Raw genomic sequence first — 26,007 nt, 5'->3', positions numbered from 1 at the left:
ACCAAGGGCTAATCTATTTCGTATCAATTCTATCGGAATTCTGAATCGAAGATTTCTGTGCTTCTATCCAGACATCGATGTCTTTTCGAGTAAACCGCCACTGACCCCGCACTTTAAATGCAGGCAATTCTCCGGCCTGAGCCATAGAGTAGACAGTTTTTTCACCAACCTTGAGCAATGTAACGACATCTTTAATTTTAAGAATTTCCCCATAGCTCATATATTTTCTCCTGAAGGGCTATAATCCTTTATGGGTAACAATCCCCCAACGGGTTATCCTACTCTCACAGGAGTAGTAAATCACTAAAATTTACCAAAGTACGGCAAAAATCACCAGATATTTTTCGTGTTGCAAAACACTAAACAGCAGGCTATAGTCGTATTCATGAATAAATTCGGTGAAACAATTCGTAACCTCAGAACCGCCCAGGATTTAGGCCTGCGCGAAACGGCTGCCAAAGTGGGTATCTCACCCGCATACCTAAGCCGTATCGAACGCGGTAAAGAACGCCCTCCTCGGCCGGAAATCGTCAAAACCCTGGCCAAAGAACTGGCCGCTGACCCCGATGTCCTTTTCCGCCTTTCTTCATCAACAGACCCAGAGGTTGTCGACTTCCTTCACAACCAACCGGCTGTCATGAACCTCCTGCGTTATATCAAGGAGGCCGGCTTCAGTGAAGATGAAATTCAAAATCTTACCAAAGCGGCGCAAACCATAAAAACAGCTTAAAATTCAATATCTTACCACCCCACACCGCCGTTCCCCCTCAAACCCTATCCCACAGAAATAACCGCCTAAACTCCGAATGCTTCGGAATCGCATCCACATACAAAATTTCATTACCAGGCAGAGAATCAAACAGGCGGTTGAAGAATGTTCTTCGCCCATCCCACCCCATCACATCCAGCACCTGTTGGATCAGCTTGCGGGCGGCAACCCGCTCCTCCTTGCACTCGGCCTTCAGGTGGAGGTAACAAGCGGTGGCAAAGGCATCGCAACACATAGAGCCGATGTTGTCATCAACGCCCTTCATCTCGTGAAACAGACTCCAGAGTTTCTTTGTACACACGGGTTTCATACTGGCCTCTTTATCGGGGGTTCATCTTTGGGTGGGGTGATGCTCCGGAATGCCCGAATGGACGAATGTATCAGGCTAATTGACTGTATTCATGCTTGATACAACCCAAACAGCCAACGAATGTTTGACGAATGAGGACGAATGTATATTTAATTTTTTCTTATATCTTCAATTATATTAATAATATACAAAACAATAAAATTAAAAATCATGCGATTTTGCGCCTGGCAAACATTCGCAAAGCATTCGGTGGGCATTCGCTCAAACATTCGCGCACATCCACCACACAAAACCCTGTTATATTGAAATATTTTACGATCCATTCGTTTCATTCGCCCTTTCCAGACCCACCCACAAAAATCCTAAGCTTATCGTATATCGTACGTTTAAAGCCCCAAAGGGGTCTGTTTCTATGCTTGGAACACAAAACAACTGATACTTCGCTTCTTATGGCGGCTGTAGACGTTACCGGATTTGACGAAGGGGTGTTTGATGCTTGTTTTCAGCGCTTCCTGTAGACGCTGCATGTCCTGGGGGAGCGGCTGTTTGTAATCCACGCAGGCAGCCCGGAACTCCTGGAGGTTAATGGCGATGAGCTCTTTCTTCGCTGAATGGTTCAACCAACCCGCCCGGCTTTCCATCACATCCTTCTCCCAGATCTCTTCGTTCATGTATTCATAGGTCTTCCAAAATTGAGCGACCAGGCCATCTTCTTCCTGAAGAAGATTCTCCCGGTCTTTGGCACGCACAAGAAGGTATTCCGTTAATCTATCTGCAAGCGATTCCGCCATATCCGGGAAAAGAACGCAAAGGCCATGGCCAAGGGCGGCCACCAGGCAATGGCAGAATGCAACGCGGTTGCTTAACCCTTGATTCTCAAACCTCGGCGACAGCTCTTCGAAAGCATCGTAAGTCCGGGAAAGAATCAGCTGCTCACGTTTTAACGCGGCCCCCATAAACCCGCTGAACGCATTCACTGGGCGGGCAGGAAGCTCTTCGGCCAAGGCCTTGTTTTCTGCCCTATGGTGCGCCCTTGTCATATGGCAATGAACGATTCGAGAAAGGGTGGCCTCATGGCCTGTTACCCGGTGATTTTGAGAAGCGATCAAAGCCCCAAGAAATGGCTGTTCAAAGATGTCGCTGCCCTTTGTGGGAAGTCCGATAGCACCGGTTCCACGTCCGTTGAACAGATCTTTCAGGGAGTCGAAGTTGTACTGCTGTTGCTGTCCGTTCTCCTTGCCTTCTCCGTAGTCCGTCTCCAAAAGACTGGTTGGGAGATTGGAAAGCTGGTTGAACTTTCGGCGCACGGCCTTGGGATTGTCCTTTCTGGGGTTAAACCCTTCATAGTCGTCTCGGCCGGAGCATTTCCAAAGCAGCTGGAGCATATCGGATTTGCCCGTGTCCTTCTCTCCAGAGAGCTCAAAGAAGGGATAACGACGATACTTTTTCCGGATCTGCTGGACAAAAAAGGACCCAAGCCACCACGCCAAACAGGAGAGCCCCTGCCAGTGGTAAACAGTGACATAGTCGAGGAACCAGGAGGGGTTGAATTCCTGGCCGGTTTGAATACGAACGCCGGAACGAAGAGAGCTTTTCAACCCAAGTTCTCCGATCTTGAAATAGCCAAACTCATTTACAGGGATCTCCTTGCCTTGATAATAGGCGTGATCCTGAAAAATGTAGGCACCGGTATCCGCATGATACCCGAGGTAGGGCACTGTGGTAACGGTATCCGGCTCACCGCCAATGGGATCCAGCCACCCCTGGAGCATGTATTGAAACTCGGCTTCCGTGGCCTTGAAAATCACGCCGCGGGCTGTGGTAAGAAGGGTTGCTGTGAAGGCTTCCGCCTTGGTGAGGGCGTTTCCAGTGAACTCTTTGATATCCACCCGCTCGCTGTTCTTGTAACGGATGCGGAACACGTACCTGAATTGATCCATATCCACGTCATCTATGATGTAAAGCAACTCCGGAACGGCGTTGCTTATCTGGGCTTGGGTGGTGTGCTGCGTAAAGAGACGGTAACCATCTTCACCGCACAAAGGGGTGTCGGCCCCTTCCAAGGCAGTATCCAAATCGCTGCTCACCTCAAATCGATAAAGGCCATTGGCAAACTCCACCACGAATTTTCGCTGGCCCTGATTCCGTTGAAACATATGCCATGCCTTCTGCCCCGGAGACCTGGCCATAAAGAGCCGCCCACGATACAGGCATTCATCAATGAACGTCTCGTTCAAAAGGCCTTTTTTATAGAAATCGTTCCAATCCTCTTTTCCATCCGGAGTAAGCGCCACAGCCACGTGCTGCCCCATTCCATTCAGACGATTGGCATGCTTCACAGCCGCCTTTCGACCGGCCTTATCGTTATCCAGCGCAAGAACCCAAACCACACGCTTCTTCTCAGCCCCCCTGATCAACTGCTCTGGAAAATTGGATGATGACATCGAGGCCGCCGCTTTTTCGCCAATATGCTCAAAAGCCATGGCATCGAAAATGCCCTCGGTTATGAAGCACCTGTCTCCCTGCTCTAATACCTGGGCCGGAGGCAGCCAGCACATACCTCGGTATTTGCCCCTGAAATTCGCCTTGCGGCCATCTTTACCGATACGAACAAGCCGTTCCCAATAGACAGAACCGTCACGGTTTAATGGAAAACGGATGGAAGAAATCCACTGGTCGCCGTCTTTCCACTGATATTGCCGGTACCATCCCCGAATGCGGTGAAGATCAAAGCCCCTTTCTTCTTGAAGGTACGCGTCTGCCGTGGCGTTTGGGTTGTCTCTCGATGGGGGATATCGTTTTTCATAATTTCCAAAGAGATGGGGGAGAAGCTCTTTTACCGTCCAGCTTTGGCCACATTTATTCTCACGTCCACAGGCAATGCGAAATGGCTTGGCCTTGCTGACGTAAAGCTCTTTTTTTCCACAATTGGGACAGATTCCGTATCGCAGGTATCCAGCTTGATCCTTGAACTGAAAGCGGGGATCCTGTGACAAGGCCTGGATGATTTCATCGGATCGGTTGCTCGGTACAACGCCTTCATACATGATAAAATCCTTATTTTCTGTTTTTGATCTGCTCCCAACCGCCATACAGAATCAAAGTGATCTGGCCTTAACCCGGGTATTTCATTAGAAAACGATCAAAACAAAACAATAGATCGTGATTGCAAGGTGTTAGTGTGGAAAATCCAGTTACTTCAAAAATGTAAAATGTAGTTCACGGCTCGCTGCTCAATTTTCTCACCCTTCGGGCCAGCCGAGAGCACCCATCTTCCGCGTTATCAGAGCTTTGAGGTAAACCACTACATCTGCAGCTCTGCTGCCTGAATATGGGTGAACTCGGCTCGTGAAATATCCGGATTAACTCTGTCATCATTGGCACGGGGTGAGTTCCAAAAGGAACCCGGCCACGTTTCACGGCTATGCCAAATCAGGGCCTCATACATCGGGACGCCTTTTCTTGCTCAGCCACACAATCCGGGCAAATGCCCCTTCTATTCCAGAGGCACCACCATCAGGCATTTTGCTCAGCGTCACGATTTTGAACGCACTCAATCAGCCAGTCTTCAATTTCACTTTCAACCCAGCCCACAGATCTTGGGCCAAGCTGTATTGGCTTTGGGAAAGTCCCATCTTTTATTCGATCGTAGATCGTTGACCTCGAAAGCCCGGTTCGTTCTTGAACTCGTCCACGCCGAAGAATGTTAATTTTTGTCGAATTGTCGGTTCCCATATTTGAGCTCCTTATCCTGTCAATGGTCATTCCCACCCAAATAATAATGGAGGGTATTGTAAGATTATCGATTCGCTATCCTCATTGAGTACGGTGCAGGTGAAATACCACCAATCCGCTTATTTTATGGTTATATCTTCATCGAACTCCTTGCTCATATACGCTTCAACATCAGAGCGCTTAAAGACCCAGATCCCATTTCTTTTTTGTGCTGAAATTCCAAACTTTCCCCATTTCTTGATGCCCGAAGGTGCCATCCGACACTGCAAAGTCCGCTTGCCTATGCCGACAATGGCCGCTGTTTGCTCGATAGAAAGACAGTTCATTGGAATTGCGCGTTTCCGGTATTTTTTACGTTTACCGCCCATTTTTCCCTCCTGATTTATAAAGTTGATTTAGGGTAACGCATCCATAGCGCTTATGTTCTTAAAAACGCGACGGCACCCTCTGCTATTCTATCAATAGCGCACAGGTTTAGTTTTCTTCAGATGTACACCTTTAGATTACGTAAACTTCAACAGACGCCATCATTGATGGCCACAGGAATAGTCAGAAATCCGTTCATGACGGCTTTTATCAAATGAGAAAAAAGTTCATTTCTATACCCTTGTGCCAGAAAAGATGATCTTGGCTTCATAGGGGTATTTAATTTGTGGCTTTTGAAATTGAAAATCAGGTGGGTAACTCTGAAAAAATCGGTGGGACTACTTGCGGTTTCATTTGAACCAGGTCTATGCCAACAGGCATACGGGGGGTATAAACCCTTAGCCACCATAGACGACTGTCACACACAGCTGTCAAGGTTGCGAAGCACCGCGCACAGCGCGGCTTGGCCTTGACAGCAAGGGGGGCAGTCGTAGCATGTGGCAAAAGTTTCTCACACCGCACACATGTTTGAATGTGAAGTTCGCCTTCTAAAAAATTCGATAACAGATTTTTTTTTGGTGTGTTTTTTAGAAACGTTTTTAAAAAACAATAAAACCGACACCAAAAATCACATCAACAGACCGTTATAATGGGCTAAACCTCTTTATTGGGTTTTGCCCTATAAAGAGGTTTGGAATCCACATTTTGCAAAAAACAATCAATAAAGGAACTCTAATGGCATTAACAGGGCATTGACAAAAATATTTAATATCCTGTATTTACATATAAAGTTCGATCATTAAAGAAAAAAAATCTCTTAACGATTTTATACACGCCTCTGTGCGTAAGCATTTCATACCCCTGCGGTATTTAATGCCAAAAAGGGACTCAAACAGTCCCTTCAAACACAAGACTCAACGTGGCAATTTCGATTGATCATCGAACTCGCCGGGCTATACATCAATTGATTTACAATCAATATTTTGTCGCAATCGTTGAGTTCCCACGCTTGATCACATTTCACTTTTTCGGGGACACCTCCCCAGCACTTCAATCAAAGACGAACGTCTTGCCCATCGGCGATATGTGTTCATTAAAATGCATATCAGTGTGTTACGCAGCCCAACACATTTCCCGGAGCTCCGTAATGATTTTTCCATCTTTGATATCACAAGAAAGGAAGAGCCTGGAAAGCACAACGATTTAAACGTATTTCAACCTACATGGAGGTTCCCGGCCCAAATAACGATGACAATCTGTTTTATTTCAAGAGGAGGCGACAAACCCAGAATAATGATGACAACCCTTACCACGACAAAGGAGGACCCAAAGCACAAAATTATCACACAGCAGTTCGGCTATAGCGATTATAATTCGCTCATTTTTTACGCTAATCCAGCGCGAGCCTAACGCGCACATAAGAATTAGGACTCATCTTCAAAATAAAGGTGTCATATCAGTGGCGATTGAGAATAGCAGGTCAAAGAGTTTATTTTAGACTTGGTATTAACAGGAGTGGTGCATCAAAAAATCGGTTGATCCAATATTTACGTATCGAGGCCAAATCAAAAACAGCAAAGCATCGTAATAACGGCACCCTGCCTTACACCAACACTAATTGCCCCCTTCAGCCTGCTTAATTCAGAGATGGGCAAAATGATTATGAATAAGAAGGTGATAACGATAGGGAGGTGATACTGATAAGGAGCCGATACTGATAAGAAGCTGATACTGATAGGAAGCTGATACTGATAAGAAGCTGATACTGATAAGGAGCTGATACTGATAAGGAGCTGATACTGATAAGGAGCTGATACTGATAGGAAGCTGATACTGATAAGGAGCTGATACTGATAGGAAGCTGATACTGATAGGAAGCTGATACTGATAAGAAGCTGATACTGATAAGAAGCTGATACTGATAAGAAGCTGATACTGATAGGAAGCTGATACTGGCACAAAATTCTAAACACCCTCACGTATCAAGTCACACTATTTTACCGTAAGGGAAAAATATATTGCCACCAGGCAGTATCTCGTTTATAGTTACCGAACGGGAATAAATTAGATATACTTGCCGTAACACCTTAAAAAATACCCGAACGGGAACACAATGCACTCATCACAAGACATGATCCTTATAAAAAACGCAAAAGATCTTGGCTCACTGATTCGCACCAAAAGAAAGGAGATTGGAATGACCCAGGCGGATTTTGCAGGGCTCTGCAATGTGGGCACCCGGTTTATATCTGAACTTGAAAACGGGAAGCCTACCTTAGAGTTTGATCGAGTGTTACGGGTAACACAGCTTATTGGTATAGATCTCTTTGCCAAAGGAAGGTGATAGGTGGAGACTCTTCATGTGTTCATACACAACCAGCTGGCGGGGGTGCTTTCTCAAAAAGATCGGGTCTTCTCCTTTGAGTACGCACCGGAGTATCTCGCTTCAGACCATCCCGTCCCACTCTCAGCCACGTTGCCATTAGCCTTTGATGCCCAGGCCCCCGATCGGGTGAAAGCCTTTTTTTCAAACCTGCTTCCAGAGGGAGACCTGCGGCACCTCATTGCAAAGGATCGAAAAGTATCTGCAGACAACGATTTTGCGCTGCTACGGGAGATTGGCGGTGAATGCGCGGGTGCGGTCTCTCTTCTCCCCCACGGTGAGAAGCCCCAGGTAGATGCCAATTATCAGCTGCTATCCGACAGCTATCTTGCCGACATGATCAAGTCTGCATCGCTGAAGCCTCTTATCATCCATAGTGATGAGATTCGCCTTTCCCTTGCCGGAGCACAGAATAAAATCCCTGTTTTTTATGAAAACAGCAACTGCTCTCTTCCCAAAGGGACTGCACCCAGCAGCCACATACTGAAAATCACCTCTCCGGGCTTCCCCGATCTCATCGAAAATGAATTCTTTTGCATGAAGCTTGCCGATAAGGCTGGTCTTTCAGTGCCTCAGGTATTTATCTGGTCCCACGAAGAGGTAAAGGCCTTGATTGTTGAGCGCTATGATCGATTCAAAGACGACGATGGCGTTCTTCACCGGCTCCATCAAGAGGACTTCTGCCAGGCCCTTGGTGTCATGCCCGACAGAAAGTATGAAAACGAAGGCGGCCCCGGGTATGCCGACTGTCTTAAAGCCATCAATTCACTTTGCACCACACCGGTCCTTGAAAAAAACAAACTGATCGATTGGATGGTATTCAACTTTTTAATCGGAAATTGCGATGCCCACGCAAAAAACATCTCGCTTCTTTATACGCAAGCAGGAACGACCCTTGCACCATTTTACGACCTCGTCTCTACGCTCATCTACCCCGAGCTTTCACAGAAAATGGCCATGCATATTGGCGGAAAAGGCCAAATGAATTACCTTTTCCCTATCCACTGGCAGCGCCTGACTGATGACCTTGAGATCAGCCCCAAGCAACTAAGCCGCAGAATAAAAACGATGTCCAGCCTTCTCGGCGCCCTGACAGGTCAGGTCAAAGAAGAAATACCAGACGACCCCACTTTCCAGGAGACGGCCTCAAAAATTGTGGCAACGATTCAGACCCAAACCCACAGAATCCAAAGCATTTAAATGGTTCTGTAGAGATGGTTCCCCTCTATCAGCCAAGATCACACTCCTGGTTGAAAGTTCACTGTTAAAAGCGACAAAGCCCCATCAAGTAGCGCCACAAGAAACATACCCTTTCCATTCAAAGCCAAATCGTTACCATCGCCACGCACCATACCCAGGCTGCTTTGCACGCTTCGAGCAACAGCCTTACCATGGAGCATGGCGATGGTTTTTTTGCAACTGTGAGCGGAAAGGATTAATATGAAATGGTCACTATACGAAATTTCAAGCCAATAAGTTGGAAGGCGTTACAAAACAAACGCCCCCAGAATATAGATTTTCATCATGTGCACCATCTCCAGCTCGCAGGCGGTCCAGATAATTAGCCCAAAACTGCATCATCTTACTGCGCTTATCGATATACTTTGTATAGTCGTACGCAGCTTGGACAGTATTAGGCGGTATATGGGCAAGCTGACGATCAACAAACCTCTTATCACAACCCTGTTCTAGCAATCTTGTATAGGCCATAGCCCTGAAACCATGCCCAGACATTTCGTCATTCGCATAGCCAATCCGACGTAAGGCGGCAAGGATCGTATTGTCACTCATCGGCCGATCTGAAGATCGCAGAGAAGGGAATACATATTTTCCTTGACCAGTCAGAGGCTCAATTTCCTTCAAAATTTCAACAGACTGCCTTGCAAGGGGAATCAGATGAGGAAAGCGCATCTTCATTTTTTCTTCGGGAATCTTCCACATACAATTTTTAAAATTGATCTCCTGCCACTCGGCATGACGGAGTTCCCCTGGTCTTACAAACACCAGAGGGGCCAGACGCAGTGCACAACGCGTGACAAGGTGCCCTTCATATCCATCTATGGCCCTGAGAAGTTCACCTATTTTTACAGGATCTGTAATGGTTGGCATCCTATTCACTTTTGCCGGAGTCAGGGCCCCCTTCAAATTAACAGTCAGGTCCTCGTTACCACGCCCAGTTCGAGAACCATGTCGAAAAACCTGCCCACAAATCTGCTTTACCCTATGGGCGGTCTCAATAGCACCACGCGCCTCAATTCGCCTCAAGACTGCCAAAACATCAGGCACCGATAAAGTCGCAATCCCACGTGATCCGATCCAAGGAAACACATCACGTTCAAGGCGCCTGATTATGGTCCTGGAATGCCCCTCCACCCATTGATGCTTGTCCTTCGCAAACCACTCCAAGGCTACAGCTTCAAACGTGTTTTCAGCAAGATTAACTGACAGCAACCTTGCGGTCTTGGCATGGTCCATGGGGTCAATGTCACTATCAAGTAACTTACGAGCTTGGTACCGCTTTTCCCTGGCCTCTTTCAACTTCACATCAGGGTACACCCCCAAGGCCATGGTCTTTCTCTTTCCGCCGTAACGATAATCGTAGCGAAAATATTTCCCCTTTGGTTTCACGAGAAGGTAGAGTCCCTTCTCATCGGTCATCTTGTAAGGCTTGTCTTTAGGCTGGGCGTTACGAATGGCTGTATCGGTAAGTGGCATGACGGTACCTCCTTAGTGGATACGTTAATATACCGTCAAAAATACCGCCATAAGGAACTGGCTGTCAAGGGTTTTGGGTGGAACTGGACGGAACGAAAAAACCCCAAGATTCTTTTAAAATCTTAGGGTTACCGTTTTCTTTGGAACTTCTCGGAAACTATCGGAACTATAAAATGGTGGAGGCGGCGGGAATCGAACCCGCGTCCTGAAATAATTCCCCGTAAGACCTCTACACTCATAGTCAGCATCCAAATACATCCAGGTTTTACCCGCTGACTCGGTCCCCTGAACGTCCCCTTGCAGCATTAATTTCGGTTCCGGACGCCGCCAGGTGGTGGAATACCAGGCTTCCGGTCCCTATCACATTAGAGTGTCGCCACGTTGGCCTTAAGTGAGAAGGTCAGGTGACGTGCATCCCGAAGGATACATTTTTTTTGCGGATTAACTGCTAAGCAGCTGCCGCATATGCATAATCGTCTGCATTTATGTTGTGATCGATTATTAACGAGGCCAACGATCATCCTCGGAGTGCAGTCAAACAGCTCTCATATCCCAGTCGAACCCAGGACGCCCCCATAAATTGGCTTCATAAGAGATGTGACTTGATCTGAACCTGTGAGGTGGGTGGCTCAGATCAAACGTAAGGTAATGCATCCGGGGCGGCCTGTCAATGGTCAGGGTGATTCCGGAGGCATCTTCGGGCGCGGCACTCTTGCGCTGCAGCCCGGGTGTATTAATCCGAATAGTCTTTCTGCTTGTTCATGCGGTTCACCTCCAGCTTGGCGTCCCGCTCTTTCAGGGTCTGTCGCTTGTCGTAGAGCTTCTTGCCACGGCCGACTCCCACCTTCATCTTGATGCGATTGCCCTTGATGTAAATGCTCAAGGGAATCAGGGAGCACCCTTTGATGTTGAGCATGTCCGAGATCTTGCGGATCTCCTTCTTGTTCAGGAGCAGCTTTCTCGGGCGCAGGGGGTCGTGGTTGGAGTGAAAGGAAAAGGGGTACTGGGAGATGCTCATCTGATAGACGAACAGCTCGCCGTTCTCCGCAATCTTGCAGTAGGACTCCTTGAGGTTCACAGCCCCGTCGCGCAGGGATTTTACCTCGGAGCCCACCAGCACCAGGCCAGCCTCGTACTGATCGGTGATTTCGTAGTTGAACCGCGCCTTTTTGTTGTTGGCGATGGTTCGGGTGCTCTTTTCTGCCATAATCGCTGTCCTTGCCCACCTTATGGTGGCTGATCCCGCATGGCCCTGACTACAGAGATGCGGTCGAAAAAAACCGGTGGCCGCCTATGCGGCACCGGTTTCTCATGGAAGCCGCACAGGCGGCCGAAAGCATCACGCCGAAGCGGTGCCGTTCTCGTTTTCTTCGGGGTAGACGAACTCGTCCATCATGGAGGCCACGCCGTCCACGGTGGTTGCCTCAAGAACCCTGGCTGCAAACTTCCGGGACTCGGAAAAACTCAGACCCCGAACCATCTCCTTGACCATGGGCAGGGACTGGGGCGTCATGGAGAGCTCGTCAAGCTCCATGCCCAGAAGCACCGGCATGTTGGCGGGCTCAGAGGCCATCTCGCCACAGATGCACACCTTGACGCCGTGCTTCTTGCCCACATCCACCACCTGCTTGATCATGCGCAGCACAGCAGGGTGAAGGGAGTTGTAAAGATGGGCCACCTTACGGTTGCCGCGATCAATGGCCAGGGTGTATTGCGTCAGGTCGTTGGTGCCGATACTGAAAAAGTCCACTTCGTCGGCCAGGCGCTCGGCCATAACCACGGCAGAGGGAACCTCCACCATGATACCGATCTCGAAGTTCTCGCTGTAGGGAATCCCTTCGGCTTCGAGCTGGGCTGCAGCCTCTTTGAGCATTTTTTTGGCTTCCAGAACCTCTTCCACGCCGGAGATCATGGGGAACATCACCCGGACATTGCCGAAGGCGGCTGCACGTAGGATCCCTCGGAGCTGGGTCATGAACACATCGGGCCGCTGGAGGCAGAACCGGATGGCCCGAAGCCCTAAGGCCGGGTTCTCCTCATCGTTCTCCCGGGCGTAGGCCAGGGCCTTGTCCCCGTTGATGTCCAGGGTCCGGATCACCACGGGCTCGGGGAAGATGAGCTCGGCCACCTCCCGGTACTGCTCGTAGAGTTCCTCTTCCGTGGGGAAATGGGAGCGGCTCAGGTACTGGAACTCGGTGCGGAACAGGCCGATGCCCTCTCCGCCGTAGTCCATCACCGAGACGATCTCCTCGGCCAGCTCGATGTTGCCCATGAGCTTGATGGTCACCCCGTCCACGGTGGTGGCGGGAATCTTGCTCCGGCGCTTGATATTGGCCCGCCGCGTCTCGTAGCGCAGCTTCTTCTCTTCGTACTCGAGGAGGGTCTCGTCCGAGGGGTCGATGATGACCAGCCCGTCGTTGCCGTCCACGATGATGATGTCGTCGTTCTTGATCAGGGCGGACACGTTGCCCAGGCCCATGACCGAGGGCAGCTCAAGGGTCCGCGCGATGATGCTGGTGTGGGAAGTTTTCCCGCCGCGGTCGGTGACGAAGCCTTTGACGCGCTCCAGCTGGATGCGGCTGGTGTCCGCAGGGGTCAGGTCTTTGGCCACGAGGACCACCCGCTTGTCGATGTTGCCGATGTTCACGGCGTCGACCCCTACGAGATTCATCATGATGCGATCCGAAACCTGGACGATGTCGTCCACGCGGCTCTGGAGATAGGGATCGGCAATGTCCTGGAACATGGCCTTGGCACGGGTGGCCACCTTTTTCAAGGCCCACTCCGCGTTGATGCTTTCGTCACGGATCGCGTCGATGGCCCGTTCGTAAAGCATCTTGTCCTTGAACAGGGCAAGATGGGATTCCAGGATCGTCAGGTGATGATGGAGCTCCTCGGGGAGCTCTTCAATCACTTCGATGAGCTCGTCCTCGGACTTTTTCACCGCTGTTTTGAAACGGTTCACTTCGTCTCGGATGCTCTCGGGTCGGACGGTGTACTTCTCCACAACGTCCACGCCCTCCCGATCCACGAGATAAGCCTGGCCGATGCAGATCCCCGGTGATCCGCTGATGCCCTTCAATACTGTATCTGAACCTTTGTCTGCCATGGGTAAAGATCTGCTCTTCTTAATTTTTCGTAACCTTGCACACGTCGTGGTGCCGGTTCACGTTGTATTGCCCGGGCCTTGCAACGCCCGGTGTTGACACTCGCACACCACGGCCCAACCCAAAGGATCGGGCTCCCGGCGAGCGCACCTCATGGTGTTATACACCAAGCCGTCCGCCAACTTAAACGGAAAACGGCCTTTGGTGTCAAAACACCTTGGAGGGAAACGTCAATCAATGAATGAATAGTTGAAAAAGTATCGCCGCGGACCACGCTTGATGCGTATCTCCCCGGGCCGGACGGCCGGGGCGGGGAACCACTCATCGACCTCGATGGGTCTTCACTCATCATCCTCGATGAGTTCGAAAATTCGATCAAGGACAGGCCTGTCGGAAGCGTCTTCCACTTCGATCTCCACCTCGGTGCCGCAGGCGCAGCCCAAGGTCAGGATATCGATGATGCTGGTGGCGTCGGCCTTTTCGCCATCACGAACCAGCCACACCTCCCCCATCGCCTCAGCCGCGGCTTTTGCAATCATGGCGGCAGGCCGAGCGTGGATGCCCAATTCACTTTTTACCGTTGTTTTTCTTGAAATTGCTTTGATATGACTTACCTTCAGGAAATGATGCGTAACAGCCCGGTTTCCCGGTCCAACGAAAAATACCGGACATTATTAGCACACAGCACCCCCTTGTGTCAAATTGAAAAACGTCGAGATTCTTCCAGATTAAAAACAATCCCAAGGGGTTGGGTTTACCCGCATATTCGCTGAAACCGGTTCATCAACAAAGGAGGCTGATCCCATGAAGCACTCGGTCACCATATACGGCAAAGACAAATGTCCCTTTACCCGGGCCGCCGTCGACGCCCTGAAAGAACGGGGTAACGATGTGGTCTACATCGATGTCCTCAAATCCCCGGAGATGATGGATAAAATGCTCGCCCTCTCCGGGGGCGGGCGAAAAATCCCGGTCATCGACACCGACGGAGAGGTCTCCGTCGGCTGGCAGGGAAAAACCTGACGGGTCTGAGACGACTCCGGCAGGTTGCCGGAGCACCCCATCGCCTGTCTGCACATCAACCAAGGGCCCAGCGGCCCGGCACCCCTTTTGGAATGCCCAGTTGAGCGGACGTTGCGTTTCACCACATGAGGAGTAATACCATGAAGCATCAGTACGTCATCGAAGAGTTCAAACTTGAAGAATCCTGGAGACTGTTCCGCATCATCGGCGAATTTGTGGAAGGGGTGGACAGACTGCATGACCTGGGCCCTGCCGTAAGCATCTTCGGCTCAGCCCGCACCAAACCGGGGACACCCTACTATGAAAAAGCCCGTGAGATTGCGGCCCTCATGGTGAAGAACGGGTACAACGTCATCACCGGTGGCGGCGGGGGCATCATGGAAGCGGCCAACCGCGGCGCCACCGAGGCCGGGGGAAAGTCCGTGGGCCTCAACATCAACCTGCCCTTTGAACAGAAGCCCAACCCCTACGCCAACATCTGCGTGGAATTCAACTACTTTTTCATCCGCAAGGTGATGTTCGTCAAGTACGCCTCGGCATATGTCATCATGCCCGGCGGCTTCGGCACCATGGACGAACTCTTCGAGGCGGTGACCCTCATCCAGACCCAGCGGGTCATGCCCCTGCCCCTGGTCCTCTTCGGCACAGAGTACTGGGGCGGCCTCATCGACTGGATCAAGGCCCGCATGCTCGAGGAAGGCACCATCAGCGAAGGGGACCTCGATATCATCAAGCTCACCGACGATCCCGAAGAGATCGTTGAGTTCGTCAAGGCAAGCAACAAGGATTAATCCGCGAGGCACACCAGCCCCCCGAGGCGGCTCATGCAGCCGCCTCGGCCCGGCAGGGACGACCCCGTCCCCCGCGAGCGGGCATACAGCCCCGCGCCCCCTTCCGTGATTCCGGCGTTGTGGCACAGGCCACAACCTGATACACGTACCGTCTGTTTATGAGACACATGAAACACATCGCACACCGAAACGAACCACGAACAACCCCAGCATAACCCCGGGATACGGGCCCCAGACCGGAAAAACAGGCTGGCGTCTTTCTGGCCGGACCAGAGACGACCGAGCCCGAGGGGCTTTATGGCCCCATGCCCGACACCCGACAACGCCTGTGCCTGCACGGGCTCGACATATAAGGCAGTACATTTTCATGAACACCACCCACGCCCTTCACTTTCTCAACGCCGCCGCCATGGAGGCGACCCCGGACCACAGCGTCGACCTGGTGGTCACCTCCCCCCCGTACCCCATGATTGCCATGTGGGACGAGGCTCTCTCCAACGCAGACCCCGCCGTGGCTGAGGCCCTTGACCAGGGCCGGGGTATGGAGGCCTTTGAGGCCATGCACGGGATCCTGGATGCGGTCTGGGACGAGCTGGCCCGCGTGGTGAAAAAGGGAGGCTTCGTTGCCATCAACATGGGCGACGCCACCCGCACCATCGCCGGGGAGTTCGCCATCTACCCCAACCACTCGCGCATCACCATGGCCATGCTGAAAAGGGGATTCACCCCCCTGCCCGAAATCCTCTGGCGCAAGGTGAGCACCGCGCCCAATAAATTCATGGGCTCCGGCATGCTTCCTGCAGGAGCTTATGTCACCCAGGAACACGAATACATTCTTATCTTCCGCAACGGCGGCAAACGGGTCTTTAAAAACGGCCCGGACAAGGAGATTCGAAAGGCCTCGGCCATCTTCTGGGAAGAGAGAAACCGTTGGTATTCGGACACCTGGAGCGATATCTCCGGCGTACGCCAGGAAACAGGCGACACAGCCCTGAGGCAACGCAGCGCCGCCTACCCCCTGGAGCTGCCCCTGCGTCTCATTCTTATGTACTCTGCCATGGGAGACACCGTGCTGGATCCGTTTTCCGGGACAGGCACCACCATGCAGGCCGCCCTTGCCACCGGCCGCAACAGCATCTCCTATGAGATCGACAGCGGGTTTGCCCCCATGTTCGATGCCCGGGCCACACAGGCACCCGGCCTTTCGCACACCATCGCGCGAAGCAGGTACGAGGACCATGTGCGGTTTGTCGATGAAAGGCTGGCGTCCGGAAAAGCGATCAAACATACACATGAAGCCTGGGAGCTGCCCGTGGTCACCGCCCAAGAAAAGGGGATGACCCTGCCGGTGACCGTATCCGTCGAAAAAAACGGGGCCGGCTTCAGCGCTGAACACGCCCCCTTTGTTCCGGGCCAAAAGGCGCCCAAGCCGTCGCCCCTCACCGGAACAGGCGAGGCCCTTGAAGAGAAAGGTGCCACCCAGATGGCACTGTTTACCTAAACCCAACCAATGAAAACAGGTTTTCACCACACCCCGATCCGTGTTTTCAGGAGGATGCATGCATATATACCCAGACACCACAGAGAAACCAGAGGGCTACCCCTCGCGGAAGGATTTTTTCGTCTCCACGGAAGGTGATGAAAAAGGATTCGGTCTTTTTACCAGGCGAGCGTTCAAAAAAGGGGAGATGATGGCCCGTTTCACCGGCGAGGTCCTCGACGAGATCCGGCTCCACACCCTCCAGATCAGCCCCACAAAACACCTCCACGATCCCCATTTTGTGGGCTACCTCCTCCACGCCTGCGACCCCAACGTGGCCCTGGACATGAAGACCCTCACCATGTGGGCCCTCAAGGACATCGACCCGGGTGAAGCCCTCACCATGGACTACACCTCCACCGAAGACGTCCTCTACAGGCAGTTCCCCTGCCTCTGTGAGGCCGACAACTGCCGCAAGTGGATCACCGGACGCCTGGAGGCCCCGAGCGAAGAGGGATACGCCTACCTCGAAGGGCTGAAACTCGCCACTCCGGCCAAGAAAGTCTACGCCCATGCCTGATGCCCGCCACACCCCATTCTGGTGGGAACGCCAAGGGCTCTGCTACGACAAAGGGCACCTTCGCTTTGCAGAAAAAAAGGTGCAATCCCTGGCCCGGCGCTTCGGCACCCCCACCTTTCTCTACAGCGCCCCACGCATCCGGGAAAACCTGGCCAGGCTCCGCCAGGCACTGGAGACCACAGGACGCCCGTATCGCCTGCACTACGCCATGAAGGCCAACCGGTTCGCGCCCATCCTCACCCTTATGGCCACGGAAAGACTCTGCGGCATCGACGCCTGTTCCCCGGAAGAGGTGATGCACGCCATGGGATGCGGATTCAAAGAGTCCGATATCTCCTACACGGCCACAGCCGTCTCCAATGAGGACTTGGACACCCTGGCCCGGTTCGAAAAGCTGCACATCAACTGCGACGCCATAAGCACCCTGCGCCGCCTGGGCACGCGGGCCTCGGGGCGGAACATCGGCCTGCGCATCAACCCGGCCATGGGCGTGGGCTACGGGGACAACGCACTGCTGCGCTACAGCGGCGAGAGCACCACCAAATTCGGCATCTACGCCGAACAGTTTGACGAAGCCTTGGAAATCGCTGCAAAGCACAAACTCGCCGTCACCACCCTTCACCTCCACACCGGCTGCGGCTACTTAAGCGATCAGCTCGCCCCATGGGAACAGATCCTTGAAGAGGCCAAAGCCTTTGCCGAGAAAATCCCCGGCCTGCGGACCATTAATTTGGGTGGCGGCCTGGGCGTGCCCCACACCCCCACAGACACCGCCCTGGACCTTGGCCAATGGGCCGCTGTCATCAAACGGGTCTTCGGAGATTCCGGCCTCACAATCGAGGTGGAGCCCGGGGACTACATCGCCAAAGACGCAGGCCTGCTCCTCCTCACCGCCAACACCGTGGAGACCCGGCGATCCACCCGCTATATCGGCGTGGACGGCGGGTTCAACATCGCCGTGGAGCCCGCCTTTTACCGCCTCCCCTTCGAGCCGGTTGTCACCCGACTCAAAAAAGGCCCCTGCCTTCCAGCAACCGTTGCCGGCAACATCAACGAAGCCCTGGACCTCTTTGCCGAAGGGATCCCCCTGCCCCCCGTGGAAGAGGAAGACACCCTGGCACTGATCAACGCCGGGGCCTACGCCTCCTCCATGAGCTCCAACCACTGCATGCGCGGCCAGTTCCGTGAGGTGTTGCTTTTTTAAACGCGTGCCTCCGGCGGCGAGGTGAGCCACCTCGAAAGCGTATTGCCCTTGCGTTTTTCCCTTCGTTCCTCAGGGCAAAACGTAAGGGCATTAAGGACGGGATCTTTTCCTCGCTCCCAGGCTCTGCCTGGGAGTGTTTGGTGCAAGGCTCTGCCTTGCCAGCATAAAAAACCGTGGCGCAGGCAAGAAACCCACAGGTTGCCGAGGCGCAACCATGGAGGCAGAGCCTCCGAAAAGCATCCCCAGGCGGAGCCTGGGAACGATGGCCAAGTCGGTTAGGGAGGCAGCCCGTCGGCACATGGGGCGTACTCGAAGAACGAAGGCTGCATCGGCCTTGACCACCGTTTGGTCCATGGGCGTATGTCCCCCCCCCCCGAAAACCGTTGTCCCCTGGAGCGCCGCACTCCATTTCAGTTGGTCTTTCTCGGTTTTTTTAAGGTCACCGCCAAGCGTTATTCAAAACGAGCCAGTAAGGCTGAACCTCATCAAAAGACGAAGCCCATTGCGGTTCCACCATGGTGCCTGGTTCTTCCCCCATAGCCCCCCAAAAACAAAACAGGCCGTGGATGATCCAAGGGATCATCCACGGCCTGATGTGTTCAAATAGTCTGGGGAATTCTTTTAACGCACCATCCGGTTGTACCGGCTGCCGAAATTGACGTAGTCCCCTGACGGCGTCTTTTTGGGCAGAGCATTGATCCTGCGGCCCATGGAGTTGGGAAGCCAGTGGGAAGGCTCTTCGTCCCAGGGCACATCGGCCTGGACGCGCCTTAGGCGGGTCAAGAGCGTGGCCATACCGGAGGGGTCGTAGCCCGCCCGTTTGGCGTAGAGCACACCGCGGGCGTCGGCCTCCATCTCGTAGACCTCTTTGCGCCCCCTGATGGCATGTTCGTACATGTCCATGGCCAGGTCATCGAGTTCCTGCTCCACCTCATCCTTGCCCAGCTCATCGTCCATCTCGGCGAAGGCATCCTCTGCATGGATCTTGGATTTCCTCGCCTCGGTTTCGATGGCACCGTGCTGGAGGGTCACGTGGGAAAGTTCGTGGGCCAGGAGACAGGCCAGCTCATTTTCACTGCGGATGATATCCAGCATCCCCCTGGACACGAGGATCACTCCCATGGGGGTGGCGTTGGCAAAGATGGCATCCGTATCCACCACATGGACACTGATGGGCAGATCATAAAACTCCGAGCTCTCTGCCACCAGCTGGGCCACGTTGTTGACGTAGGAGACAAGGGCCCTGTCGGTCACCAGCCCCGGGGCGGCAAGGCGCCCGGTGATGTAGGCGCTCACCGCCACCATCTGCTCGCTGATAAAAAAGGGCCCCTTGGAGTACACCGGGGTTTTCGAGAGGAAATACCCGTGGGACCGGCGGCCCCTGAAGGTCTCTTCCTTGAACGCCCCGTACCCTTCTGGGGTCACGTATCGCACAAAGGGCGCCTCAAACAGGGCCCGGTTGAGGTTGCCGGTGCGCACCCTGTTTTCAAAAAAACCCTTCACCGCAGCGGTGACCATCACCGTTGCCATGCGACGTCCCGAGGTATCCTGGGCCATGAGGCCGTAATCGATGGAGCGCCCCTGGGCCTTGAAGGCGTTTTCAGACACCCACCCGGTCTGGCCGTCCGCGGTCTTTGCCCGGCGCCACATGCCGTGGGTCTTCAGAATGGTCACCTCGTCCCCTTTGTTCAGGACTGACACCACCGGATAGAACGAGCCGGGGTTCTGCCGCAGGGAGGCGGAAGACACCTGAATGGTCTCGGCAAAGGCCGCGCCGCAGAAGAGCATCACCAGCATCGCCGTCATGCATTGAATCGTTTTCATGGTCCCTCCATGAGATTACTTGGTCTTAAATGTAAACACCCCGTCTGCGTCCACCAGCTCGGGGGTATGCTTGAGAAGCCTGCACCGGTCGATGTAGGCGGCGCTGGGCTTGTCGTCCGGGTCCAGGGCCAGCACCTTCTCAAACCGGGAGATGGCATCGTCCCACATCTTCTGTCGATAGGCGGAGAGGGCCTCTTTAAAGGCGTCTTCCACCTGCTGCATTCGGTCCGTGACATGCTCCAGGCGGTCCACCAGGGTAAAGACCCGGATGGGCTTGTTCTTACCCTTTACCCGGATGCAGTCCAGCTCCCGGAACACGTATTCGTCCTTCACCTGCTCCCAGGTCTGCTCCGAGAGCATGTTGGTGGTGCCGTAGGCCTTGTTCACCCCCTCCAGCCGGGCCGACAGGTTCACGGTGTCCCCGATGGCGGTAAAATCCATGCGTCGGGTGCTGCCAAGGTTCCCCACCACCACCGGCCCGCTGCTGATGCCGATGCGTGTCAGGATGTTGCCCTTGTCCGTTGAGATCATCTCGTTCACCTTTTCCCGGCGAAATGCAAGGATCACCTCACAGGCGGCCCGGGCATGGTCCTTGCGGTCCACCGGCGCCCCGAACACAGCCATGATCCCGTCTCCGGTGTACTTATCCAGGAGCCCCCCCTGGTCCAGCACGATGTCCGTCACCACCTGAAAATAGTCGTTGAGCACCTTGATGAGCTGCTTGGGCGTCTTGTCCTCGGAAAAGGTGGTGAACCCCTGGAGGTCGGTGAACAACACCGTGCCGTGGCACTCCACCCCGTCTAAGGAGACCTTGTCCGGGTCCTTCATGAGCTGATTGATGACATCCTCATGCAGGTATCGAGAAAAAACCGTCCGAATCTGGCGGCGCGCCGCCCCTTCCGTGACCATGCGGTAAACCGCAGCGCCCGAGGCGGAAAGCCCCAGGGATGCCATGGGAAAGAGAAAATCCGCGGCAACGGCCCCCGTGCGAAACAGAACCCAGCTGCCCCCAAGCGGCACCAGCAGCAACACGCCGCTGGTCAGGGCCGCCACGGGAAACGACCTGGAGGTAAAGGCCACAGCCGCCAGAAAGCTGCCGGCAAAGGAAAAAAGCACCAGCCAGACAAACCCCAGGCCGCGGATCCCGTGGCCGTTGAGGTAGTTATCCAGAAGGGTGGCCTGGATCTCACCGCCGGGGTAAGGCGCCAGGGCCGTAAATGGAGTGGTCTTCAAATCCGTGAGGCCCGGAGCCGTTGCGCACACCACCACCACCTTGTCCTTGTACGCCTCCGGGGCAATCACCGGCGTCTCCCCGCCCAGGGCCTGGACCGCAGAGCGCAGGGTGTCGTAAAAGCTGTCGTAGCGGTAGACCCCGCCACTCCCCCCCTTGCCGTGCCAGTACACGATGTGATTGCCCTGAGCGTCCAGGGCAAAGGTGCGCTTTCTGGTCACCAGTTCGCGTTTCCGGGGGTCGTAGCGCACAACCTCATCGCCGGTCACCGCCAGGTAGGCGGCAAAGGCGAGCTGGGGGTAGAGGCGCTCCCCCACACGGAAAAAAAGGGGCATGCGCCGCACCGTGCCGTCGTCATCGGCCAGAAAATTCACCACGCCGTTTGTGGCATGGGCCCCAAGGGAGTCAATGGGCATGGTGATGCTGTGGTATGGCGGCAGCTTGAGCATCCCGCTGTTTTCAAAGACCATGACCCCGTCATCGGACAACCGGCCGTCGCCGTTGGTGGACACCACCGACCCCAGCACCACGATGCCGGACTCCTGGATGGCCTGGGCAAAGGCCTGCTCAGAAGACTCGGCGTCCACATCCAGGCGGTCCACCTCTTTTTCCGTGAACAGCATATCAAAAACCACGGCCCGGGCACCGGCGTCGGCCAGGTAGCCGGTCACCACCCCGTAGAATTCACGGGGCCAGGGCCAGTTCACATGATACGCTTCGGACAGGTTGCGGATGGAGGCGTCGTCAATGGCCACCATCACCATATCGGGGTCGGCCGTGCCCTCGTCCGTTACCATGCGAAGGGCGGCATCAAAGGCTGCGTGACGCATGTTCTGATAAACAGGGGAAAATGAAAAAAGCCCCACCACCAGGGTCGCCACACAGGCAGTGGCCAGGGCCGCCACCATGGCCGGCCAGTTCTTTACCGTCTCCATACCCCTCCTTTACCCACACGCATCCGATCCCGCTTCCGGGCGCCCGACCGATAAACCCGGCGCCTCTTTTTGGCATGAACACAAACAAAGTATAGCCCGAATCCCGGATTTTTCCAGTGACCCGAGTCACAACACGCGGCATCCCATGCAGCAAAAAACCGCCTTACCGAGACGATTCCATTGACGTGCAAAGAGCCCCGCATCGTATGTTAAAAGCGATGGCACAGGTGTGCCTCTCCAGCGGCGATCCTGCCGGGGACAAAACGTTTAAACGTAGAACAATAAAGATGTCAGGTAAGTTTTCCCAGGCTTCGCTGAAATAGTGCCGGCTGCTTTTTACTGATGCCTGACACGGCGATGCCGCCACCCTGCGGCTATGGGTGCACTCGACTCGTGAAATATACAGGGTAAAGAAAGCCGGGGCGGCCTCAGCCCCGCTCAACCCCCGACAGGTCCACGGGTTCCCCGGAGACGGTGATGGCAAGGGGCTTGCCCTCGACGCCTTTCAACACCACATCAACGGCCTCCCCCCCTGCAAGGCGGGCATCCTTGCCCCTCAGGGCCGGCAGGTCCAGCTCCTCCAGCGCCCGGGTAAGGAGCGCTATCTGGGTTTCCAGGGACTCCTTGTTTCCGCGTCCCTTGAAGTAATCGGAGATACGACGATTATGGAGCCTCTTCACCTCGCTGGCGATGCAGTGACGGCTCACGTCCAGTTCGATCTGTGTCACGATCCCTCCTAAAAGATCCCGTCGGTTAGGGCCCGACCGCCAGGTACAAAGCCCTGTTCACTCCGGTGAATAGTACCACCCCTTGCCCTGCCCTGCCATCTCTTATTCCTCTTAACACCACACATGAAAGCAAAAAAAGCACCTTGGCCCCGGCCATAAAGCAGCACCGTTTTTTTTGCCTGTCCCCTTTTTTAATACGTTTTTCAAAAGGCGACCCACCAGAGGCAACGGCACAGGTAAAGGCGCTGGCACCGGGGTTTTTATGGCTTGAATTGACTTTCAGGGGTGCCGTTGATATCCTGATTAGTTATGAAATCTGGAACCATCATCGAATACATAGATCAGCAGAAGCTGATATGCGCCGCGGTGGCAGATGTCAAAGGTAAACGCCTGAGACTCATCACCGAAAGCGATAAAGAGGTGAGCCTTTCCGCCTCCCGCATATCCCTGACCTCGGACGACGCCCTTTCTGAATCGGCCAGCCGCGCCACCATGGTGGAAGCCCTCAAGGCCACCGTCGCCCGTCGTGAATCCCTCAAACAGGAGATCGACCTCAAAGAGCTGTGGGAACTGCTCAATGAAGAAGGGGAGTGGATCGATCTCACAACCATGGCGGAATACTGCTTCTCCGAAGCCGTGACCTCCGACCACAAGTCAGCCATCATCCGGGCGTTCTTCGAAAACCGGACCTGGTTCAAGTTCGACCACGACCGATTCCTCCCCTACACCCCGGAACAGGTGGAGCAGATGCTCGCCAAAAAACGGGAAGAGGAGAGGCGACTGAAGGTCATCACCGAAGGGGCGGCCTGGCTCAAGGGCCTCCTGGGAGACAAAAAGCCCGGCCCCTGCGAGCACGCCATGGAGATCATCGCCTGCCTCAAGGGGTGGTACATCGAGGAGCGGGAGAGCCGCCACTTCGACATGGCCAAGGCCATCCTCGCAGAAGCCAACATCTCCTCCCACGAAACGGTCTTTCGCCTGCTGGTGAAACTCGACGTGTTCGACGAAAACGAAAACATCGACCTCATCCGCATGGAGGTGCCGCGACACTTCTCCGACGAGGTGCTCGCTGAAGCGAAACGCCTGGTGGAGGAGGCTCCGGCCTCCTTCGAAGGCAGGCGGGATCTCACCCACCTGTCCACCATCACCATCGACGGCAGGTTCACCACCGATTACGACGACGCCGTTACCATTGAGCGCCTGGACGACCGCAAGACCCTTTTGGGCATCCACATCGTGGATGTGGCCGAGTCCGTCAAACGGGGCAGCCTCATCGACAAACGGGCCCTGTCCCGCGGCAGCTCCATTTATATGCCCGACCAGAAAATCCCCATGCTGCCCTCGGACCTTTCGGACAACCTCTGCAGCCTGGTGGAAGGCACGGTGCGCCCCTGCATCAGCGTGATGATCACCCTGAACCGATTCCACGCCGTGGAAGACTTTGAGGTGGTACCCACAATCGTCACCGTCCGGCGCCAGCTCACTTACACAGGGGCCAACACCCTGGCCAAGGAAGGGGACGAAGACCTGTCCACCCTCATCAAGATCGGACAGGCTTTCCGCAAGAAGCGACTGGACAGCGGTGCCGTGCACCTGAGCCTGCCCGAGGTCAATGTCCACCTGGATGAAGAGGGCACCCCCGTCATCTCCACCGTGGACCGGGAGAGCCCCTCCCGCATGATGGTGGCAGAGCTGATGATCATGTCCAACTGGCTCATGGCAAGCTTTCTGGCCCGCCACAACCTGCCCTCGTTCTTCCGGCTCCAGCCCGATCCCAAGGAACGCCTGTTCAAGGGGGAAGAGGCGTCCCTCTACCTCAACTGCATGCAGAGGAAGCAGCTCTCACGGGCCTACATCAGCCAGAAGGCAGGCCACCACTCCGGTCTCGGCCTCGACGCCTACACCACGGCCACCAGCCCCATCCGGCGCTACTACGACCTTGTCTCCCAGCGCCAGATCCGATCCGTCATGGGCCTGGAAGAGCCGTACACCGAGGATGAGGTGGCCGAGGTCTCCCAGCACCTCGACATCCCCATGGGCAGCATCGGGCGAATTCAGTCCAACCGGCGCCGATACTGGATCCTTAAGTACCTGGAGTCCAAAGTCGGCGAACGCGTGGAAGGGCTGGTCCTGGACAAGCGCCGCCACAGCTTCCAGGTCCTCCTGCCGGACTACATGATGGAGGTGATGCTCCCGGCCAGCGGCCTGAGCCTCAAGTCCGGAGACATGGTCCAGACCGTGATCCAGCACGCCGATGCGCGAAAAGACAATTTTGCGGTGTTTGTTGGGTAGTGAGTAGTGAGTAGTGAGTAGTGAGTAGTGAGTAGTGAGTAGTGAGTAAAAAAATGGGATAGTGTGCTTGTGTCAAGGGCCTTTCCGGGCCTTAAGGATCGGTGAACCAAGCACCGGCCAGACCGCCCCGCTCCTTGCCTCCACCTGGTTCAGCATAAAAAAGCCCTGCCGATTCATCGGCAGGGCTTTTTGTTTTGACAGGCCGGGCCACCTTCATGCTGGCGCCACCACTTTTAATGATCTACAGTGCCCCCATGAAACCATGGTATCTCTACATCCTTGAATGCGCAGACGGCACCTTGTACACAGGCATCACCACCGACCCCGGGCGACGCCTTGACGAACACAACGCAGGCGTCGGCGCCCGCTACACCCGGGCTCGCCTCCCCGTGACCATGGTCTACCAGGTCTCGGTGAAAGACCGATCTGAAGCATCCCGCCTCGAATACCGCATCAAAAAACTTCCCCGGAAAACAAAGCTCGAGATGATAAGGGCTGAAAAAACAGGTCATAGGTCATAGGTGGCCGTTTATC

Annotated in this window: 22 protein-coding genes and 1 other RNA gene; 10 read left to right on the top strand and 13 right to left on the bottom strand. The window is 54.3% G+C overall.

Annotated elements, in window-relative coordinates:
• Positions 1 to 13: 13 nt before the first annotated feature.
• Positions 14 to 220: a methylation-associated defense system helix-turn-helix domain-containing protein MAD1 gene (gene mads1 / locus ACOYW0_RS15275; RefSeq protein ID WP_482414701.1), complete on the bottom strand. Its 207-nt coding sequence runs from the start codon at positions 218 to 220 to the stop codon at positions 14 to 16.
• Positions 221 to 385: 165 nt separating this feature from the next.
• Between mads1 and ACOYW0_RS15270 the strand changes: the two genes are divergently transcribed.
• The gene (locus ACOYW0_RS15270) at positions 386 to 730 is read left to right on the top strand and encodes a helix-turn-helix domain-containing protein (RefSeq protein ID WP_482414700.1); all 345 of its coding nucleotides are present in this window, start codon (positions 386 to 388) and stop codon (positions 728 to 730) included.
• A gap of 37 nt (positions 731 to 767) precedes the next feature.
• Here the strand turns inward: ACOYW0_RS15270 and ACOYW0_RS15265 are convergent, their stop codons facing one another.
• The 4 genes from ACOYW0_RS15265 to ACOYW0_RS15250 form a co-directional block, all read right to left on the bottom strand.
• Positions 768 to 1,079 (bottom strand): hypothetical protein, encoded by a 312-nt coding sequence (locus ACOYW0_RS15265; RefSeq protein WP_482414699.1) that lies wholly within the window; start codon positions 1,077 to 1,079, stop codon positions 768 to 770.
• 410 nt (positions 1,080 to 1,489) lie between these two features.
• Positions 1,490 to 4,126: a toprim domain-containing protein gene (locus tag ACOYW0_RS15260; RefSeq protein WP_482414698.1), complete on the bottom strand. Its 2,637-nt coding sequence runs from the start codon at positions 4,124 to 4,126 to the stop codon at positions 1,490 to 1,492.
• 469 nt (positions 4,127 to 4,595) lie between these two features.
• Positions 4,596 to 4,814, bottom strand: a complete 219-nt coding sequence (locus tag ACOYW0_RS15255) for a helix-turn-helix transcriptional regulator (protein ID WP_226860032.1) — start codon at positions 4,812 to 4,814, stop codon at positions 4,596 to 4,598.
• Positions 4,815 to 4,933: 119 nt separating this feature from the next.
• A complete protein-coding gene (locus ACOYW0_RS15250) occupies positions 4,934 to 5,182 on the bottom strand; it encodes a helix-turn-helix domain-containing protein (RefSeq protein ID WP_152004871.1) in 249 nt (82 codons plus the stop codon).
• A gap of 2,111 nt (positions 5,183 to 7,293) precedes the next feature.
• Between ACOYW0_RS15250 and ACOYW0_RS15245 the strand changes: the two genes are divergently transcribed.
• Together ACOYW0_RS15245 and ACOYW0_RS15240 are read left to right on the top strand one after the other, a co-directional pair.
• Positions 7,294 to 7,524, top strand: coding sequence for a helix-turn-helix transcriptional regulator (locus ACOYW0_RS15245; RefSeq protein ID WP_482414697.1), 231 nt, complete (start codon positions 7,294 to 7,296; stop codon positions 7,522 to 7,524).
• A gap of 3 nt (positions 7,525 to 7,527) precedes the next feature.
• Positions 7,528 to 8,763, top strand: a complete 1,236-nt coding sequence (locus ACOYW0_RS15240) for a HipA domain-containing protein (RefSeq protein ID WP_482414696.1) — start codon at positions 7,528 to 7,530, stop codon at positions 8,761 to 8,763.
• Positions 8,764 to 9,027: 264 nt separating this feature from the next.
• On the opposite strand, the gene ACOYW0_RS15235 is transcribed toward ACOYW0_RS15240, so the two are convergent.
• The 5 genes from ACOYW0_RS15235 to ACOYW0_RS15215 all read right to left on the bottom strand — a co-directional run bounded on the left by ACOYW0_RS15235 (position 9,028) and on the right by ACOYW0_RS15215 (position 13,981).
• Positions 9,028 to 10,278 (bottom strand): tyrosine-type recombinase/integrase, encoded by a 1,251-nt coding sequence (locus ACOYW0_RS15235; RefSeq protein ID WP_482414695.1) that lies wholly within the window; start codon positions 10,276 to 10,278, stop codon positions 9,028 to 9,030.
• Positions 10,279 to 10,452: 174 nt separating this feature from the next.
• Positions 10,453 to 10,853, bottom strand: a transfer-messenger RNA (tmRNA) gene (gene ssrA / locus ACOYW0_RS15230).
• A gap of 158 nt (positions 10,854 to 11,011) precedes the next feature.
• The gene (gene smpB, locus ACOYW0_RS15225) at positions 11,012 to 11,485 is read right to left on the bottom strand and encodes an SsrA-binding protein SmpB (protein ID WP_180137184.1); all 474 of its coding nucleotides are present in this window, start codon (positions 11,483 to 11,485) and stop codon (positions 11,012 to 11,014) included.
• A 132-nt stretch (positions 11,486 to 11,617) separates the two neighbouring features.
• A complete protein-coding gene (ptsP, locus tag ACOYW0_RS15220; RefSeq protein WP_482414694.1) occupies positions 11,618 to 13,387 on the bottom strand; it encodes a phosphoenolpyruvate--protein phosphotransferase in 1,770 nt (589 codons plus the stop codon).
• Between the two features lie 339 nt (positions 13,388 to 13,726).
• Entirely contained in the window at positions 13,727 to 13,981 is a 255-nt protein-coding gene (locus ACOYW0_RS15215) for an HPr family phosphocarrier protein (protein WP_482418839.1), read from the bottom strand.
• 208 nt (positions 13,982 to 14,189) lie between these two features.
• Between ACOYW0_RS15215 and uxx1 the strand changes: the two genes are divergently transcribed.
• The 5 genes from uxx1 to ACOYW0_RS15190 all read left to right on the top strand — a co-directional run bounded on the left by uxx1 (position 14,190) and on the right by ACOYW0_RS15190 (position 18,463).
• Positions 14,190 to 14,408 (top strand): UXX-star selenoprotein family 1, encoded by a 219-nt coding sequence (uxx1, locus tag ACOYW0_RS15210; protein WP_482414693.1) that lies wholly within the window; start codon positions 14,190 to 14,192, stop codon positions 14,406 to 14,408.
• A 140-nt stretch (positions 14,409 to 14,548) separates the two neighbouring features.
• Positions 14,549 to 15,199 carry an LOG family protein gene (locus ACOYW0_RS15205; protein WP_180137187.1) on the top strand — a complete coding sequence of 217 codons (651 nt, stop codon included), beginning with the start codon at positions 14,549 to 14,551 and terminating at the stop codon, positions 15,197 to 15,199.
• A gap of 367 nt (positions 15,200 to 15,566) precedes the next feature.
• Positions 15,567 to 16,700 carry a DNA-methyltransferase gene (locus ACOYW0_RS15200; protein WP_482414692.1) on the top strand — a complete coding sequence of 378 codons (1,134 nt, stop codon included), beginning with the start codon at positions 15,567 to 15,569 and terminating at the stop codon, positions 16,698 to 16,700.
• A 58-nt stretch (positions 16,701 to 16,758) separates the two neighbouring features.
• Entirely contained in the window at positions 16,759 to 17,259 is a 501-nt protein-coding gene (locus ACOYW0_RS15195) for an SET domain-containing protein-lysine N-methyltransferase (protein WP_482414691.1), read from the top strand.
• Positions 17,252 to 18,463 (top strand): diaminopimelate decarboxylase, encoded by a 1,212-nt coding sequence (locus tag ACOYW0_RS15190; protein WP_482414690.1) that lies wholly within the window; start codon positions 17,252 to 17,254, stop codon positions 18,461 to 18,463. The genes ACOYW0_RS15195 and ACOYW0_RS15190 overlap by 8 nt, the downstream gene beginning before the upstream one ends.
• A 621-nt stretch (positions 18,464 to 19,084) precedes the next feature.
• Here the strand turns inward: ACOYW0_RS15190 and ACOYW0_RS15185 are convergent.
• The 3 genes from ACOYW0_RS15185 to ACOYW0_RS15175 form a co-directional block, all read right to left on the bottom strand.
• Entirely contained in the window at positions 19,085 to 20,287 is a 1,203-nt protein-coding gene (locus tag ACOYW0_RS15185; protein WP_482414689.1) for a M48 family metalloprotease, read from the bottom strand.
• A gap of 15 nt (positions 20,288 to 20,302) precedes the next feature.
• On the bottom strand, positions 20,303 to 22,453 hold the full coding sequence (locus tag ACOYW0_RS15180; RefSeq protein ID WP_482414688.1) for a CHASE2 domain-containing protein: 2,151 nt from the start codon (positions 22,451 to 22,453) through the stop codon (positions 20,303 to 20,305).
• A 428-nt stretch (positions 22,454 to 22,881) separates the two neighbouring features.
• Positions 22,882 to 23,181, bottom strand: coding sequence for a hypothetical protein (locus tag ACOYW0_RS15175; protein WP_482414687.1), 300 nt, complete (start codon positions 23,179 to 23,181; stop codon positions 22,882 to 22,884).
• Positions 23,182 to 23,490: 309 nt separating this feature from the next.
• Here ACOYW0_RS15175 and ACOYW0_RS15170 point away from each other — a divergent pair, with 309 nt between their 5' ends.
• Both ACOYW0_RS15170 and ACOYW0_RS15165 read left to right on the top strand, forming a co-directional pair.
• The gene (locus ACOYW0_RS15170; protein WP_482414686.1) at positions 23,491 to 25,473 is read left to right on the top strand and encodes a ribonuclease catalytic domain-containing protein; all 1,983 of its coding nucleotides are present in this window, start codon (positions 23,491 to 23,493) and stop codon (positions 25,471 to 25,473) included.
• Between the two features lie 254 nt (positions 25,474 to 25,727).
• Positions 25,728 to 25,994 (top strand): GIY-YIG nuclease family protein, encoded by a 267-nt coding sequence (locus ACOYW0_RS15165; RefSeq protein ID WP_482414685.1) that lies wholly within the window; start codon positions 25,728 to 25,730, stop codon positions 25,992 to 25,994.
• The last annotated feature ends 13 nt before the right edge of the window (positions 25,995 to 26,007 follow it).

The organism is Desulfoluna sp. HI9BLuna (assembly GCF_056829775.1).
This window is presented reverse-complemented; position numbering and strand designations above follow the sequence as displayed.

Excerpts from the sequence above, each read along its gene's own strand:
- ACOYW0_RS15195 (WP_482414691.1), top strand. The coding sequence starts at position 16,759 with ATGCATATATACCCAGACACCACAGAGAAACCAGAGGGCTACCCCTCG.
- ACOYW0_RS15170 (WP_482414686.1), top strand. The coding sequence starts at position 23,491 with ATGAAATCTGGAACCATCATCGAATACATAGATCAGCAGAAGCTGATA.
- ACOYW0_RS15190 (WP_482414690.1), top strand. The coding sequence starts at position 17,252 with ATGCCTGATGCCCGCCACACCCCATTCTGGTGGGAACGCCAAGGGCTC.
- ACOYW0_RS15165 (WP_482414685.1), top strand. The coding sequence starts at position 25,728 with ATGAAACCATGGTATCTCTACATCCTTGAATGCGCAGACGGCACCTTG.
- ACOYW0_RS15235 (WP_482414695.1), bottom strand. The coding sequence starts at position 10,278 with ATGCCACTTACCGATACAGCCATTCGTAACGCCCAGCCTAAAGACAAG.
- ACOYW0_RS15200 (WP_482414692.1), top strand. The coding sequence starts at position 15,567 with ATGAACACCACCCACGCCCTTCACTTTCTCAACGCCGCCGCCATGGAG.
- ACOYW0_RS15270 (WP_482414700.1), top strand. The coding sequence starts at position 386 with ATGAATAAATTCGGTGAAACAATTCGTAACCTCAGAACCGCCCAGGAT.
- ptsP (WP_482414694.1), bottom strand. The coding sequence starts at position 13,387 with ATGGCAGACAAAGGTTCAGATACAGTATTGAAGGGCATCAGCGGATCA.
- ACOYW0_RS15250 (WP_152004871.1), bottom strand. The coding sequence starts at position 5,182 with ATGGGCGGTAAACGTAAAAAATACCGGAAACGCGCAATTCCAATGAAC.
- ACOYW0_RS15205 (WP_180137187.1), top strand. The coding sequence starts at position 14,549 with ATGAAGCATCAGTACGTCATCGAAGAGTTCAAACTTGAAGAATCCTGG.
- smpB (WP_180137184.1), bottom strand. The coding sequence starts at position 11,485 with ATGGCAGAAAAGAGCACCCGAACCATCGCCAACAACAAAAAGGCGCGG.
- ACOYW0_RS15180 (WP_482414688.1), bottom strand. The coding sequence starts at position 22,453 with ATGGAGACGGTAAAGAACTGGCCGGCCATGGTGGCGGCCCTGGCCACT.
- mads1 (WP_482414701.1), bottom strand. The coding sequence starts at position 220 with ATGAGCTATGGGGAAATTCTTAAAATTAAAGATGTCGTTACATTGCTC.
- ACOYW0_RS15185 (WP_482414689.1), bottom strand. The coding sequence starts at position 20,287 with ATGAAAACGATTCAATGCATGACGGCGATGCTGGTGATGCTCTTCTGC.
- ACOYW0_RS15245 (WP_482414697.1), top strand. The coding sequence starts at position 7,294 with ATGCACTCATCACAAGACATGATCCTTATAAAAAACGCAAAAGATCTT.
- uxx1 (WP_482414693.1), top strand. The coding sequence starts at position 14,190 with ATGAAGCACTCGGTCACCATATACGGCAAAGACAAATGTCCCTTTACC.
- ACOYW0_RS15265 (WP_482414699.1), bottom strand. The coding sequence starts at position 1,079 with ATGAAACCCGTGTGTACAAAGAAACTCTGGAGTCTGTTTCACGAGATG.
- ACOYW0_RS15260 (WP_482414698.1), bottom strand. The coding sequence starts at position 4,126 with ATGTATGAAGGCGTTGTACCGAGCAACCGATCCGATGAAATCATCCAG.
- ACOYW0_RS15255 (WP_226860032.1), bottom strand. The coding sequence starts at position 4,814 with ATGGGAACCGACAATTCGACAAAAATTAACATTCTTCGGCGTGGACGA.